The following is a 14,886-nucleotide window of genomic DNA, read 5'->3' as shown; positions in this document are numbered from 1 at the left end:
GAATAATTACAACCCAGTCTTTTATGGGGGGCTCCTCTAAACTGTTAGCAACAATAGAGGTAATACCATCATGTTGCCCAACTGGCAGAAACTGTCCCAAATCAAGGAGCTCAGACAATATTTTGAGGCTGATTTTGCCAGTTTTCAGCACCGGGTTGAGCATCATATTTTGGCCTTAGAACGGTTCGATTCCAAAGAGCTAGATAAACTGGCCCTATTGCGAGTACTGGAAGTCACCAATGGTTGCACTCATACCAAATCCGATTTATATAACTCCGATATAATGCATAATTAGAGAATGCCAAGAAAACTATATCTCGAACCCCATTTTTCGCCTGACGAGCTGAAGTCTCATTATCGAGCCAGCCAAGACCCAGTAGAATCGCGCCGCTGGCATCTGCTGTGGCTCGTCAGTGAGCAAACAACGCTAACTCAAGCAGCCCAAGTGGTCGGTCTCAACTACGATTACGCTCGAGAAATCGTCAGGGAGTATAACCACAATGGCGCCCATGGGTTACGCAACCGACGCAAAGATAAGCGACCTCATCAATCTCGCAGTCTTCTGACTCAAGACCAATGTGCACAATTGTTGACTCGTCTACAAACCCCACCCGCCGACGGTGGTCTATGGAACGGCCCCAAAGTAGCCCAGGTCATCGCTCAGATGACAGGAGTCGATAAGGTTTGGCCCCAACGCGGTTGGGACTATCTCAAGCGATTGGAGCAGTCCCTGCAATGCCCACGTCCTCACCACCGTAAAGGTGAACCAGAGGCCCAAGCCGCTTTTAAAAAAACTGCCTAAGTACAAAGCAGAATTGGAGCGACGCTACCCTAATGCTCAGGTCGAAGTTTGGTCCTTGGATGAACATCGTTTAGGCCTTAAACCCATTATTCGAAAGATTTGGGCGCCTGTGGGTCAGCGTCCAATTGCTGAGGTGGACCATCGCTATGAATGGACCTATCTGTATGGATTCGTTCATCCCGCAACTGGCAATACCGAATGGTTCATTCTGCCTCGGGTCAATGGAGAATGGTTTAATCAAGCCCTACAAAGCTTTGCTCAGCAAGTTGGAGCGGGAAAGCACAAACAGATTCTTCTCGTTCTCGATGGAGCCGGATGGCATACCTGTAAAAATCTGGTGGTACCTAAAGGCATTCATCTGAAGGTTTTACCCCCCTATTCTCCAGAGCTACAGCCCGCTGAACGGTTGTGGCGGCTAGCGGATGAACCACTGGCCAATCGATGCTTTGAGACCCTGGATGAGTTGGAAGATGTGCTCGAGCAGCGCTGTCGAACTTTAATGACAATGCAATCAGACATTCAAGCTCTCACTCACTACCATTGGTGGCCAGCTTGACAGATAAGATATTTCGGGGGTTAATGAGTCGGATTTGGTATCAATGGGGATTTCGCCGACAAGACCCACAGTGCCTTTCGGTAGACCAGACCCGTGAATGTATGAGAACCGTGATTGGATTTATTCTAGCCAAGCAAATCGATCTCCCCAGTGGAGACTCTATTCACTTCTCACCCCCGATTGAACAGCTGATGAATGAGGTCCGCGAGCTCTATCATGCTGCCTTTAAAAAGCATATTGAGGGTGCGGAGCGAGAATACTATGCTTCGTCCGCAGCACAATTCTTGGTCTATGGCCGCCAGCGGCTAGAATCCGCCACACAGGTCGTAGCTCAAGAGTTTGAGTCCCTTTTTACTCCCTACTATCTTGAACAGGGTCGCAACTATATTGAACCTTATCTAGAGGCAATTTTGCCAGAAGAATCATAATATTGTGCTTTGCATTTCTACCCTCAGTCCCAGGGTTGTTTTACGTTACTCCTAGAAAAAATAGGATGGTTCTACTGACCAACAGTAGAGAGACCGATGAGCCATCTAATCGATACTTTGAAGCAAGTCCCGGATTTCCGCAGTGCCCATGGCCGTACTCATCCGTTATGGCTTCTGTTGCTGTTGATGGTGATGGGTATGCTTGCTGGATACCAGGGATATCGCCCCTTAGAAACCTTTACGAGCGATTATCGCCAGCCTTTAAGTGAGCTATTGGGACTTGAGAGCCTTGAAGTTCCGTCTCATACCAAATCCGACTCATTAACCCCCGAAATATCTCATCTGTCAAGCTGGCCACCAATGGTACTGCGTTAGAGCTTTAATGTCCGATTGCATGGTCATTAAAGTTCGACAGCGCTGCTCGAGAACATCTTCGAGGTCATCCAGGGTCTCAAAACACCGATTGGCCAGTGGTTCGTCCGCTAGCCGCCACAACCGTTCAGCGGGCTGTAGCTCTGGAGAATAGGGGGGTAAAACCTTCAGATGAATGCCAGGTGGCACCACCCGATTCTTACAGGTATGCCATCCGGCTCCATCGAGAACGAGAAGAATCTGTTTGTGCTTTCCCGCTCCAACTTGCTGAGCAAAGCTTTGTAGGGCTTGATTAAACCATTCTCCATTGACCCGAGGCAGAATGAACCATTCGGTATTGCCAGTTGCGGGATGAACGAATCCATACAGATAGGTCCATTCATAGCGATGGTCCACCTCAGCAATTGGACGCTGACCCACAGGTGCCCAAATCTTTCGAATAATGGGTTTAAGGCCTAAACGATGTTCATCAAAAGACCAAACTTCGACCTGAGCATTAGGGTAGCGTCGCTCCAATTCTGCTTTGTACTCAGGCAGTTTTTTAAAAGCGGCTTGGGCCTCTGGTTCACCTTTACGATGATGAGGACGTGGGCATTGCAAGGACTGCTCCAATCGCTTGAGATAGTCCCAACCGCGTTGGGGCCACACCTTCTCGACTCCGGTCATCTGAGCGATGACCTGGGCTACTTTAGGTCCGTTCCATAGACCACCGTCGGCGGGTGGGGTTTGTAGACGAGTCAACAATTGTGCACATTGGTCTTGAGTCAGAAGACTGCGAGATTGATGAGGTCGCTTATCTTGCGTCGGTTGCGTAACCCATGGGCGCCATTGTGGTTATACTCCCTGACGATTTCTCGAGCGTAATCGTAGTTGAGACCGACCACTTGGGCTGCTTGAGTCAGGGTTGTTTGCTCACTGACGAGCCATAGTAGATGCCAGCGGCGCGATTCTACTGGGTCTTGGCTGGCTCGGTAATGAGACTTCAGCTCGTCAGGCGAAAAATGGGGTTTGAGATATAGTTTTCTTGGCATTCTCTAATTATGCATTATATCGGAGTTATATAAATCGGATTTGGTATCACTGTACCTTTCGTCGAGTGATGAAGGGGCTTGACTTCCACGCGTTGAGCCACCAATTTGAAGCATGGATGCTCTCGAAAGCCCAGACTCACTCTCCCGATAATTATGCAGCCTCCATTGATGGCAAACGGATTCGTCAGGGGCTGACAGATGCCAAGGGGAAGCAGCGTTTGTGGGCTTGGTGAGTTTATTTGCGGTGGAAGCAGGCATCACCCTCAAGCTCGAAGCCCTCACTCAGGAGGATAATAGCGAAATCAAAGTCGTGCAGGCACTGTTGGAAACCCTTCAACTCGATGGCTTACTGATTACCATGGATGCCTTACACGCCCAAAAAAACACTTGAGAAGATTGTGGCCTCGGGTAATGACTATCTCGTGGCGGTCAAATCCAACCAGGGAAGACTTTACGACCACCTCCAGACTTACTTTGAGTGTCTTAAACCCATGGCTGAGCACATCCACTCCGCCCAAAGTAGAGGACGAGATGAACATCGGTGTATACAGGTTTATGAGCCTGTCGGCATAGCCCTACAAGAATGGACAGCAATTCGCTCTGTACTTTGTGTCCAACGATGGGGTACTCGCAAAGGAAAGGAGTATCACAATACCGCCTATTACATCAGTTCAGCTGCCACCTCACCCCATCATTGGCAATCTCTGGTCCGAGAACATTGGGGCATTGAAAATCGGTTGCATTGGCCGAAGGATGTTGTTTTTGGCGAAGATGATTATCGACTCGAAGATGAACAAGCACTGCTCAATTGGTCAGTGCTTAGAACTATTGGGATTAATATCCTGCGGCTAAACGACTATCAATCCCTCAAAACCGCGATGACTAAGCTTGCTAATCGGGTCGATATTATTTTTTCGCTGCTAACTTAAAACAGCCCTGCCCTCAGTCCAACGTCTAATAAATATTGGCCAGAGTTAATAAATGCTAAGGATAAAAGAATTGCTCGACTTTATTAGCAGTACATTAACATCAACCACAGGTTCCGTTTACTGCAATGACATTGAGGGGCAATCAGGATTTTCAGAGTTTAACAACCTATCAACAGTTCATTCCAGTCGAAGTCTCACAGTCTGGATAAGGGAATAGCATTCCCAGTTCTGATGCTTTTAGCGCTTGAAACTCTGATTCCAGCAACCTTACCCATATCAGCTCTTCATGACTAACGGTGATTAATATCTGTTCATTCCCAGCCAGCAAGCAAGGATCTTCTGGCAGTTTATTGCCCAAATGCCATTCCCCTAGACAATCGTTTGATCGTAAAAATGCTTCTACCGTTGAGGTAAGCGGAAAGGTCCAGGTCTTTCCATCTTTAGAACAGCTCCCTTCAACCTGTAATTCAGCAGATGGAGACCATTGCCAAATCTTCTCATCCGTTTGATCCTGGGCAGAGATCTTAACTGGGTCCGCCTGAAACATAACGTGATCAGCTTTAGGGATACAAAAATCTAGTAACGTCAACCAATCTGCTTCCAGATCCTGTAACTCAAGATGATATTGACGACGATGGGTGTAGGGACCGCTTACAGGTATCCCTGTAGCATAGAGCGTTTGGGCTTCCTGTTCTGTCAACTTCAGCCAAAAACAGTTGTGATCCCATTCCATTAGTGCATCTCCCTGCCGATACAACTTCGGAATCGGTGGACATCCCCATTGATCACTCGTATGGGGGGAGACTTGATGGACTAAAAGGTTCAATACCTGAGGCGTAGGCTGGAGGCTATAGAAAAACCAGCGCAAATTGCTCGAAAGACTGGGCACAATCACTTGCTCCAATACATCCTCCTGCAATTCTTGTGTCGGCGTCCATTGCAGTTGTTCTCCAGTGTCGTAATAGGCAGTACGAGGTTGAAATTCAACTCGTTCAGTCAGCGGAAAAAGACGACGGATAAGCCGTCTCCAGCCTTGATTTTCCTCAGCTGTCATGCGCAATCGGTAGGTATCAAATCGGGGCATAGGACGGAGGAAGACTGTTTTCTTGAAGAAATCCTAACGGAAATTGGCCAAGTACTCAATTTTACAGATTTCGATAAATGAGGGGGCTATGATAGCGCCAACTAAAACCTGTGGTTCCAATTTTCAAATCACCCTTCCTAGACCTTACATCTGTTTCGATAGAGAACCGTCACTCATCCCACCCCCGGCCTCTCCTGCCGGGGTTCTTTCTGGAAACTAATGCTCTCTGTATCCTCTAAGTGTGCAATGGTTGCCAAAGGATAATCTACAGAATATTCCTTTCTGATGGGCACCCTAGTCCCAGACAACAATCTGGGATTAGAGATGAACAACCAAAAAGCTATTTTGAAATTATGGATTGGCTTGGGCTTATTATCTCTAACTAGTTGCACCAGTGTTTCTAGTCAACTATGCCTTACCCACAAGTGGATTAAACGCATATGCAGAAGCATTTTTGGTGCTAAGACAAATGTTTCAATATCCCGTAGATTGGCCTTTTCCACAGCATCGTCAACGACAGAATAGGGGTTCAACCTCCTCGCCGTGCCCACTAGGCATTCTCTGGGGCAAAGAATAAGGGGGGTTAGCTCACCTCAAGTCTTTTGCTGGTAAGTACTTCAGGACTTGTGGGTAAGGCATAGATCAGCATTGAGATTTAGGATTTGCTCTAGGCCAAAAAGATTGGCCGGTTGCGCCCAATGAACTGGTTTGGTTGGGGCAGTTAGAAACTGCGATCGCAAATCCAACACGGCAAAATTGGCAGACATTACAACTAGCCTTAAAGAAAGCCAAAATGTCTGAGAAAAGTATTGAGAAAATTGAGACGTTAATTGAGTGAGTCTTCCCCAGAGGGATAATGTAAACAGCCCTACTTCAGTATTACTCATTCTGTTTAGTCAACCAACATGAAGTGAAAGACAATACTTGAAACCTCGGCAGTTGGAAGTCTGGCTGTTCGAGTATAATTGGGATCCACGGAAACAATCATTTTGGCCTCATTTATTTAGCATTAGTGAAGTTGAGCTTAAATATATAAATTTAAACTAAAGCCGATGTTCATTAGATTATTATCATCTTGATAAAAAAACTAGTTAAAAAGAGTACTAACCCCAGATAAAAGCCTACAATCACCTTCTACAAGCGATTAATTGTTGATTGAGAGCCTATTCACAGATCCATGCCAAACGAGGTAATTATCTTTAGATTTAACATTGCTATTCATTCAAGAATTTGAACGAATAGCAATGTTAAGCGTTGATTTGATCCTTGATTATATTGTAGATAGCAAAAAAAATGGGCATATTAGAGGTATCCACTACCCCTGAAAATATCGATTGCCCCGGTTGAGATTTATTACCCTTTGCTCGGAGACTATCGAAATAGCAATGTTGCACTACTGCCTTTGAGGTGTTACGAATTTTTCTTAAAGTAAATATTTGAAAAATTACTACAAATATCTTGCATTGCATCAACTGAGTGTGAACACAATTTGTTAATGGCTTAATCGACATTCATATTTAGCATGGATGAATATCTAAATCTAGTTCTTCAACTATTACGGAACATTAATGAGAAAACAGACATAACATATCTTATCTCGACCAAAGATAAGCATACTGCGATGGTTTCTGTGAAAGAAGGTGAAATCTCGTATATTCGCTATGGCTCACTGTCTGGTACAAACGCATTGAACGCCGTTCTTGGCATGGAAGTTGAGAGTTTTGTTGTGCGCAAGCATTCTCTAGAACATTCCAAAACTCATCGAGTACTACCAGAAACGAGTGAAATCTTACAAAAGTTATGTATCAAACTGCCAAAGTCACTAGAGGAATATCAGGCTTCACTCAAACCCCGTGAACTTAATGGAACAGCCTCATTAGCTCCAAGTCCTGAGAATATTGCCCTTGAAGTTAACGGCCATAAAGAATCGAATCAAGAATCGAATGCATCTCCTGTAACCGTTGCACAGTCAGGTTTAGTAACTCCAGTTGAGCCAAAATATACTGAAATTCCACATTCAACGATACCTACGATAAAGTCTGCCTTACAGCAAGCAGTGGGGCCTATTTCTGGGCTTATATATGATGATGCTTATGCTGAAATCAGCTTATTGAAAGATCGGAGAGATTTAGCCATTTTCATTGAAATCTTAATCAATGAGATTGATGAAGAAGAGTATCAGAAGCAGTTCATAAGCGTAATTAAAGAGCAGATGAACGGTATTATTCTCGTCCAGAATTAAGAAGTCTTTATAGCTTTCCCATTATCAGAATTTTTTCTTCTAGTGATGAGGAAACATGTTCATACTGCTTTGGCAAACAATCCCATATAGTCGTTGCAAACTGTAGCTCTTTTACAAAAGTTTGGAATAATTCTGAGAAGAAATCAATCTATAACTACTTGCCAAGTGTTATTTATTTTTTTTCATTCACAAGATTATTTTAAGTAGAAATTATCCTAAAGCTTCATTCAGGAGCATCAGAATCCTAGACTTTAGCACGATAGCATAAGGGACTAAATAGTAATCTCTTAAGCATTATTGTACGTTTCGTTTTATTAATTAATTTTCGTAGAATATTTCTAATAAAATTTGCTCTTATATTTTACCAAATATTGTAGAAAAAGATTACTTTTATGTGCGATATTTTCCTTAGGTAGGGCACTATACATTCAGTGTATTGCTTAGATATGCTAAGCATTCTTTGTTTATTCAATACTTTGACAAATAGGAGCAAAGCAAGGTGGTCAATACAGTTGAAGATGTTGCATCGAAGAAGAGCCTTCTCTGGAGATTTAGGCAAATATTGATCAGCCTATATCTGCTAACTCTTTTCATTATGCTTCCTGTCATTGGTGTTTGGACAAATAAGGAAGTCCATGCCACTGCAAATAAAGAACTTGGCTTAATGGTTGATATGGTTAAGTCCCTTAGAACTTTTATTGCTGAGGATGTTCGTCCGCCCTTACTAGAAAAACAAATTTTCCACCCTCCGGCTGTATCTTCAACAGTTGCGACAAAAAAGGTATCAGGTCATTTTTTAAAAGTACAGCCAGACTACTATATTAAAGTAGCTTCTGATAATCCCTTAAACCCTGATAACTTACCGCAACCCTTAGAAGAAGAAATCTTAGAAACATTCCGGAAAGATCGAGATTTAAAGGACTTAATTCGGGAAGGCAAAATTGAAGGGAATAACTATCTTGTTTCCTCTCGACCTTCTGTCAGCAAAGATTCTTGCTTAAAGTGCCATGGCACGGCCTCGACAGCCCCTAAAGAAATCACAGATTTATATAAAGCGGGTACGGGTTATGGTTATACCTCTGGACAAGTTGTTGGCGTCAGCGTTGTAGGTGTACCTCTACAAGACGTTAAATCCCTAGTTTTTCAACGCAGCTTGGTTGCTTTTGTGGTCTTGACTGGATTGTTCTCAGGTATTTTTATCCTGATGGATCAGTTGATTCAGCGCTTTATTATCAAACCCGTTACTCATATTTCTCGTCTTGCTCGTGAAGTGAGTGGCGGTGTCTTAGAGCAAGAGATCAAATCGAGTCGAACAGACGAGATTGGAGAGTTGGCAAAGGCGGTCGAACTAATGCGTCGAAGCCTAGTTTCTGCAACCAATCGCTTGAGAAAGAAAAAGGACTAATCAACCGTTCCTTAGCCATCGATACTGGGTACCAGCTAGTGCTTCAGTTAGCTTTATAGAAAACGATTGCGAATACTATGTTGTTTCCATAATGGAATACATAGGCATCTCTAACTTCTAGAGGTGCCTTTTTTTATTCAATTTCCTCCAATTTGAGTGCGATAAAACAGGAAATCTACTTTATTAGTTACATTTTAGTGAGGGTTATCAGCCAGAATTCAATATAAGATTTCTGAGCTTGTATGGGGATGGTGAAAGCAAAAATGCATCTTTTATAGTCATAAGGTGAATATGGTTTAAACCACACTCACAAAATAATTTACAGCCTTCTAGACACGATAGTATCCTTGAATGGCCTAACCTAGAAGCCTTTTAATTCAAATGTCTCGGTAGGGTAACTTGTCATCCGTCTGGAATAAGGATGAAAATTAACTGCCCAACCTGTAAGCGTTTTTTGTATATACCCAACGATAAACAGTCGTTACGAAAATGCTCAGTGCTATGTTCTCATTGCCATTCAAGCTATCTTGTCTCTGCAGGGGCTGTAGTTGGAGCTTGGCTAGGGTATAGCAACGATCATCGAGTCATCTATCACGCTCGAATTCACCTACAGAATGGATCTATTAAAACAGTTGAACTGGAAACGCTAATCGGTATTGGTACATCGATTGTTGTACTAACTCCCCTTAAAGGTATTGGGAGACTCATTCCTATATTACTGATAGAAATGAATGCCGTGAGCACTATGCTTTTGATTCACCCTCGTCGGCAAATCTGTAGATTTCAGTTGCAAGGAGCAATGGCAACTGGGATTCTAATCTTCTTAATAGGTATAGTGTTGAAAGGAGCCATTAATGTAATTATTGTTGCTGCAATTCTATGTAGTCTTGCAATTGCAATAACAATCAATAAAATCTATCGAGGAGAAGAAAAAAATGTTGAACTCCGCGATCGATTACTCTTAGTTCAGCAGCTGCTCAGAAAGAGTGATAATTGGGGCCAGCGTTTCCGCCAGTTACGTACTGAGTTTTCAAGCTTATACCGTGTAACTCATCAGTTACAGCCCTACGCTGAAGATCACATATCTAAAAGAAATGCCCTGTCAACACTTCAAAAAAAACGCCACTATTTTGAGAAAAGGTATCACATTTTGAGTGAACTGATCGAGTACTATTTGCTTGCCAAAAGTCTTGTAGATACGAGTATCCCAGAGATTCAATCAACCGCCAAAGTACCAGTTGATTTAAATCAGAAACTCTCAGATTTTTCCCAGCAGATTGAGTATTTAGAACAGAAATACCGAGCCAATCATTAGCTGAGAGTTGGCAGGCAACAATTATCACATTCAATTTAAAATATATCTTCTTTAAATTTCTTTATGGCTGTAGCTAAAATCCCAGTTTCATCTTCACAAACCTTGATTGACACTGAGCTGTTTTTCTAGCTTTCTGGCCATCGAAAGCGCATTGCCTGGCAGGGCTGTTTTAAGTTAGCAGCGAAAAAATAATATCGACCCGATTAGCCAGCTTAGTCATCGCGGTTTTGAGGGATTGATAGTCGTTTAGCCGCAGGATATTAATCCCAATAGTTCTAAGCACTGACCAATTGAGCAGTGCTTGTTCATCTTCGAGTCGATAATCATCTTCGCCAAAACAACATCCTTCGGCCAATGCAACCGATTTTCAATGCCCCAATGTTCTCGGACCAGAGATTGCCAATGCTGGGGTGAGGTGGCAGCTGAACTGATGTAATAGGCCGTATTGTGATACTCCTTTCCTTTGCGAGTGCCCCATCGTTGGACACAAAGCACAGAGCGAATTGCCTCCCATTCCTGTAAGGCTATGCCGACAGGCTCATAAACCTGTATACACCGATGTTCATCTCGTCCTCTACTTTGGGCGGAGTGGATGTGCTCAGCCATGGGTTTAAGACACTCAAAGTAAGTCTGGAGGTGGTCGTAAAGTCTTCCCTGATTGGATTTGACCGCCACAAGATAGTCGTTACCCGAGGCCACAATCTTCTCAAGTGTTTTTTGGGCGTGTAAGGCATCCATGGTAATCAGCAAGCCATCGAGTTGAAGGGTTTCCAACAAAGCCTGGACGACTTTGATTTCGCTATTATCCTCCTGAGTGAGGGCTTCGAGCTTGAGGGTGATGCCTGCTTCCACCGCAAATAAACTCACCAACCCTACAAACGCTGCTTCCCCTTGGCATCTGTCAGCCCCTGACGAATCCGTTTGCCATCAATGGAGGCTGCATAATTATCGGGAGAGTGAGTCTGGGCTTTCGAGAGCATCCATGCTTCAAATTGGTGGCTCAACGCTTGGAAGTCAAGCCCCTTCATCACTCGACGAAAGGTACAGTGAGACGGAACTTCGAGGCTCTCAAGCCCCAATAGCTCACTTAAAGGCTGGCGATAATCGCTCACAAAGGTTTCTAACGGACGGTACCCTTGATATCCAGCAAGCATGCCCATCACCATCAATAGCAACAGCAGCCATAACGGATGAATACGGCCATGGGCACTGCGGAAATCCGGGACTTGCTTCAAAGTATCGATTAGATGGCTCATCGGTCTCTCTACTGTTGGTCAGTAGAACCATCCTATTTTTTCTAGGAGGAACGTAAAACAACCCTGCATTGCCTGGTACCAGGGTAAGCTGCCTGAATTATCTGATTCTTGAGAGAAAATGGGGGCCATCTCAATCAGACAACCTGGTAATGTCTAGCATTTTCGAATCTTTATAACTCATGCAAGATCATAAATGGGTTCTATACTGCTGAATGACTAAAGAGAGATCTTTGGTATTCTCCGGGTTACGCGCTGTCTCAATGGCATAGCATATGCAGTCAAAATCCACTCCAGAACAGAACCTTGAGCAGGAGAACCTTGTTGATTCTGCGATGTTGAAACTACGTCAGCTGACTCAGTTGAATATTCAAGGCAATTGGCAAGCTTGTTTAGATGATCTGCCTGTCGAAAAAGGTTTTAATCCACAGACTTGGCAAACATGGTCTCCGAGACAGTTAAATGCTAGGAAGCATGTTGACTGGCCCCAAGGTCGTTTAGTGCTGTGGCTGGGACAGGTTATCTCCATTCCCAATGATCATTTTCGCTACCCTCTAAAAGACTGTAAACTGAGGCTGGCTCTGACTTGGTGGGCAGAACAAGCCGAAATTTTTGTCAACGGAGCGTTGGTCCAAGCAGGAGATTTATACGACTGTACGGCTCGGATTGTTTTGAGTTCTGCGGCTCAACCTGGGGAGGAAATTACGGTTGCCCTTCGACTGGTTAGCCCTGGTCATGATCCGGGTGCATTAGTGGGCTCTCAACTGATATACGAACCCTCACCTCCTCTTCTTGATCCAGGTAAAGTCGCCGATGAATTGGCTGTATTACAAGGTTATCTCACAAAATTTGCGCCAGAAGCATCAGCCTCTCTAAATAAAGCCATTACCGCCATCAACTGGTCCCAGGTCGATGATCCTGAAGCATTTAGCCTTAGTTTGAACCAACTTTATCAACATCTTTCTCCTTGGAAAACCTGGTTACAGCAGCGCCAAATCAACTGGATTGGTCATGCCCATTTGGATTTAGCGTGGCTCTGGCCCGTAGCAGAAACCTGGGAAGCCGCAGAACGAACATTCAAGTCGGTTCTGAATTTACAAGCAGATTTCCCAGAACTTATTTTCTGCCATTCCTCTCCAGCCCTTTATGCTTGGTTTGAGCAAAACCGTCCAGACCTGTTTGCTCAAATTCAAGCACAAGTCGATAAAGGCACATGGGAGATAGCTGCCGGGCTATGGGTAGAACCGGAATTAAACTTGATTAGTGGCGAATCCTTGGTCCGTCAAGTTCTTTATGGGCAAAAATATACCCAAGAAAAATTCGGCTGCATCAGCAAAACAGCTTGGCTTCCTGATAGTTTTGGATTCTGCTGGCAGCTCCCCCAAATTTTAAAGCAGAGTGGCATTGACTATTTCTTAACCCAGAAACTGCGTTGGAACGATACCACGGAGTTCCCCCATGAAGTATTTCAGTGGCGATCGCCAGATGGTACTGAAATTTTCAGCATTATGTTGCCTCCCATTGGAGAGCAGATTTACCCCGTCAAAATGGGAACTTATGCCCAGGGATGGGAATTGGCAACGGGAGTGCAAGACTGTCTATGGTTGCCGGGGGTTGGTGATCATGGTGGGGGTCCAACCCGCGACATGCTGGAAGTGGCTCGTCAGTGGCAGCAATCTCCCCTGTTCCCAAAGCTCCAACCAACCACGGCTGAACGCTTCTGCCAACAGGTGGAAACTCAGATTCAACAGGTCCCCGTTTGGGATGATGAACTCTACCTAGAATTGCATCGGGGGTGTTACACCAGCCATGCTGATCAAAAACGCTACAACCGCGATTGCGAAAAACTGCTTTACGAGGCTGAATTGTGGAATGCGATCGCAACCCTCATCCTTGATCATCCCTATCCCAAAGATGACCTAGAACAAGCCTGGAAGAAGGTCTTGTTTAACCAGTTCCACGATATTTTGCCAGGGTCTTCAATCCCCCAAGTTTTCGTGGATGCAAATCGGGATTGGGAATCAGCCAAACAGACCGCAACCGAACATTTGCATATCGCGTTGGATGAGATCGCAAGCGCGATTGACATTCCTCAGGCTCCCACCTCAGATAGCCTTCCCATTATTGTGTTTAATTCTCTGAACTGGCCCCGCTCTGAATTAGTGTGGGTAGAACTGCCCGATGCTCAGAAACGATGGCAAATTTCCACCATTGAGGGAGAAACGCAGCCCGTTCAGCACCACCCCAATCAACCTAACGCCTTAGGGTTTATAGCTGCAGTGCCTTCAGTGGGGTATCAGCTCTATTGGTTATCTCCGTTAGAAAGTGCTAAACCTGTTCAACCCGACATTGCACCTAAAAATTGGATCTTGGAAAATGACTATTTACAGGTGCAAGTTATTGAATCAACTGGAGAGCTAGCTCAAATTTATGACAAAGCAACCCAACGCCAAATGTTGTCTGGCCCAGGGAATCAACTCCAGTTCTTCACCGACAAAGGCCAATATTGGGATGCTTGGAACATAGACCCTAGTTACGAGAACAAGCGACTACCGGGAGCAACCTTGCAATCCATTCAATGGTTGAGTCAAGGTCCCCTACAGCAGCGATTGCGGGTTAAACTTCAGTTTGGTCAATCCCAATTTTGCCAGGACTATGTGCTAGATACGGATGCACCATTACTCAAAATTGAAACTACAGTAGATTGGCAAGAGAGCCAAGTACTGGTCAAAACGGCGTTCCCCCTCACAATATCGTCTGACTCTGCCACCTACGAAATTCCCTGTGGTGCGATTCAGCGACCTACTTTGCCAAATATTCAACTAACCGATAGAGAACAGGCAAAGTGGGAAGTGCCAGCCTTGCAATGGGCTGACTTAACAGAAGCTAATGGTACAGCGGGTGTGAGCATCTTGAATGACTGTAAGTATGGTTACGATGCTAAACCTGACCAACTGCGGTTGACGCTATTACGCAGTCCGAATTGGCCGGATCCAGGATGCGATCGCGGTCATCATCAATTTACCTATGCCATTTACCCCCATGCAGGTTCCTGGCAAACAGCCCGAACCACCCACAAGGGATATGAAATCAATCGCCCTCTCCGGACGTTGATTCCATTAGATCAAAAAAAGCAGGGACGACTGCTTCAGAATCAGTTCCTATCGCTAGGGACAGATAATTTAGTGCTGATGGCCTTAAAGAGATCCGAGGATCAGCCTAAAGCCTGGGTGATGCGTTGTTATGAATGTCATGGAGAAGAAGCACCATTGACAGTCACGAACGATTTGAACCTCCATTTCAAACAAACTATTGATTTATTAGAAACGAATTATGAGATGGATCGCCCAAATGTCGTAGCCCCGTGGAAAATCAGAACACTAATGTTTACAAGTCAATAATGGGGGACGATCAAGAGGAAGTCCTCACTTAGACCGGTTGTTACTGCCCAGGCTTAAATCATTGTGTT

At 44.6% G+C, this 14,886-nt stretch carries 12 protein-coding genes and 3 pseudogenes; 10 read left to right on the top strand and 5 right to left on the bottom strand.

The features are described from left to right. The first annotated feature begins 70 nt into the window (after positions 1–70). The 5 genes and pseudogenes from ON05_RS00545 to ON05_RS00525 form a co-directional block, all read left to right on the top strand. Positions 71–295 (top strand): hypothetical protein, encoded by a 225-nt coding sequence (locus ON05_RS00545; RefSeq protein ID WP_010479586.1) that lies wholly within the window; start codon positions 71–73, stop codon positions 293–295. 3 nt (positions 296–298) lie between these two features. Next, positions 299–802: a winged helix-turn-helix domain-containing protein gene (locus ON05_RS00540; RefSeq protein WP_010482719.1), complete on the top strand. Its 504-nt coding sequence runs from the start codon at positions 299–301 to the stop codon at positions 800–802. Between the two features lie 13 nt (positions 803–815). After that, the gene (locus ON05_RS00535) at positions 816–1,358 is read left to right on the top strand and encodes an IS630 family transposase (protein ID WP_262560991.1); all 543 of its coding nucleotides are present in this window, start codon (positions 816–818) and stop codon (positions 1,356–1,358) included. Continuing rightward, positions 1,355–1,786: a hypothetical protein gene (locus tag ON05_RS00530; RefSeq protein ID WP_175307167.1), complete on the top strand. Its 432-nt coding sequence runs from the start codon at positions 1,355–1,357 to the stop codon at positions 1,784–1,786. Before ON05_RS00535 ends, ON05_RS00530 begins: the two co-directional genes overlap by 4 nt. 96 nt (positions 1,787–1,882) lie before the next feature. Then, a pseudogene (locus ON05_RS00525) lies at positions 1,883–2,092 on the top strand (transposase family protein); the annotation flags it as partial. 39 nt (positions 2,093–2,131) lie between these two features. Here ON05_RS00525 and ON05_RS00520 read toward each other — a convergent pair. Both ON05_RS00520 and ON05_RS00515 read right to left on the bottom strand, forming a co-directional pair. Beyond that, entirely contained in the window at positions 2,132–2,899 is a 768-nt protein-coding gene (locus tag ON05_RS00520; protein WP_262560990.1) for an IS630 family transposase, read from the bottom strand. 23 nt (positions 2,900–2,922) lie between these two features. Further along, the gene (locus ON05_RS00515) at positions 2,923–3,189 is read right to left on the bottom strand and encodes a helix-turn-helix domain-containing protein (RefSeq protein ID WP_262560989.1); all 267 of its coding nucleotides are present in this window, start codon (positions 3,187–3,189) and stop codon (positions 2,923–2,925) included. A gap of 47 nt (positions 3,190–3,236) precedes the next feature. On the opposite strand from ON05_RS00515, the pseudogene ON05_RS00510 reads away from it, so the two are divergent. Next, positions 3,237–4,118, top strand: a pseudogene (locus ON05_RS00510) (ISAs1 family transposase); the annotation flags it as partial. A 169-nt stretch (positions 4,119–4,287) separates the two neighbouring features. On the opposite strand, the gene ON05_RS00505 reads toward ON05_RS00510, so the two are convergent. Further along, positions 4,288–5,202: a hypothetical protein gene (locus ON05_RS00505; protein ID WP_010467588.1), complete on the bottom strand. Its 915-nt coding sequence runs from the start codon at positions 5,200–5,202 to the stop codon at positions 4,288–4,290. 617 nt (positions 5,203–5,819) lie between these two features. After that, entirely contained in the window at positions 5,820–6,089 is a 270-nt protein-coding gene (locus tag ON05_RS00500; RefSeq protein ID WP_175307164.1) for a hypothetical protein, read from the bottom strand. A 635-nt stretch (positions 6,090–6,724) separates the two neighbouring features. On the opposite strand from ON05_RS00500, the gene ON05_RS00495 reads away from it, so the two are divergent. The 3 genes from ON05_RS00495 to ON05_RS00485 all read left to right on the top strand — a co-directional run bounded on the left by ON05_RS00495 (position 6,725) and on the right by ON05_RS00485 (position 10,164). Then, a complete protein-coding gene (locus ON05_RS00495; protein ID WP_039778378.1) occupies positions 6,725–7,444 on the top strand; it encodes a hypothetical protein in 720 nt (239 codons plus the stop codon). Between the two features lie 499 nt (positions 7,445–7,943). Beyond that, positions 7,944–8,849 carry a DUF3365 domain-containing protein gene (locus tag ON05_RS00490; RefSeq protein WP_139025550.1) on the top strand — a complete coding sequence of 302 codons (906 nt, stop codon included), beginning with the start codon at positions 7,944–7,946 and terminating at the stop codon, positions 8,847–8,849. A 799-nt stretch (positions 8,850–9,648) separates the two neighbouring features. Continuing rightward, positions 9,649–10,164 carry a hypothetical protein gene (locus ON05_RS00485; protein ID WP_175307165.1) on the top strand — a complete coding sequence of 172 codons (516 nt, stop codon included), beginning with the start codon at positions 9,649–9,651 and terminating at the stop codon, positions 10,162–10,164. A 169-nt stretch (positions 10,165–10,333) separates the two neighbouring features. Here ON05_RS00485 and ON05_RS00480 read toward each other — a convergent pair. Then, positions 10,334–11,420, bottom strand: a pseudogene (locus ON05_RS00480) (ISAs1 family transposase). 272 nt (positions 11,421–11,692) lie between these two features. On the opposite strand from ON05_RS00480, the gene ON05_RS00475 reads away from it, so the two are divergent. Beyond that, positions 11,693–14,818, top strand: a complete 3,126-nt coding sequence (locus ON05_RS00475; RefSeq protein WP_010472360.1) for an alpha-mannosidase — start codon at positions 11,693–11,695, stop codon at positions 14,816–14,818. The last annotated feature ends 68 nt before the right edge of the window (positions 14,819–14,886 follow it).

This window comes from Acaryochloris sp. CCMEE 5410 (genome assembly GCF_000238775.2).
Classification (GTDB): domain Bacteria; phylum Cyanobacteriota; class Cyanobacteriia; order Thermosynechococcales; family Thermosynechococcaceae; genus Acaryochloris.
The sequence above is the reverse complement of the archived record's forward strand: the minus strand, read 5'-3'. Positions and strand labels throughout refer to the sequence as shown.

Excerpts from the sequence above, each read along its gene's own strand:
- ON05_RS00545 (WP_010479586.1), top strand. The coding sequence starts at position 71 with ATGTTGCCCAACTGGCAGAAACTGTCCCAAATCAAGGAGCTCAGACAA.
- ON05_RS00540 (WP_010482719.1), top strand. The coding sequence starts at position 299 with ATGCCAAGAAAACTATATCTCGAACCCCATTTTTCGCCTGACGAGCTG.
- ON05_RS00515 (WP_262560989.1), bottom strand. The coding sequence starts at position 3,189 with ATGCCAAGAAAACTATATCTCAAACCCCATTTTTCGCCTGACGAGCTG.
- ON05_RS00505 (WP_010467588.1), bottom strand. The coding sequence starts at position 5,202 with ATGCCCCGATTTGATACCTACCGATTGCGCATGACAGCTGAGGAAAAT.
- ON05_RS00500 (WP_175307164.1), bottom strand. The coding sequence starts at position 6,089 with ATGAGTAATACTGAAGTAGGGCTGTTTACATTATCCCTCTGGGGAAGA.
- ON05_RS00495 (WP_039778378.1), top strand. The coding sequence starts at position 6,725 with ATGGATGAATATCTAAATCTAGTTCTTCAACTATTACGGAACATTAAT.
- ON05_RS00485 (WP_175307165.1), top strand. The coding sequence starts at position 9,649 with ATGGCAACTGGGATTCTAATCTTCTTAATAGGTATAGTGTTGAAAGGA.
- ON05_RS00475 (WP_010472360.1), top strand. The coding sequence starts at position 11,693 with ATGCAGTCAAAATCCACTCCAGAACAGAACCTTGAGCAGGAGAACCTT.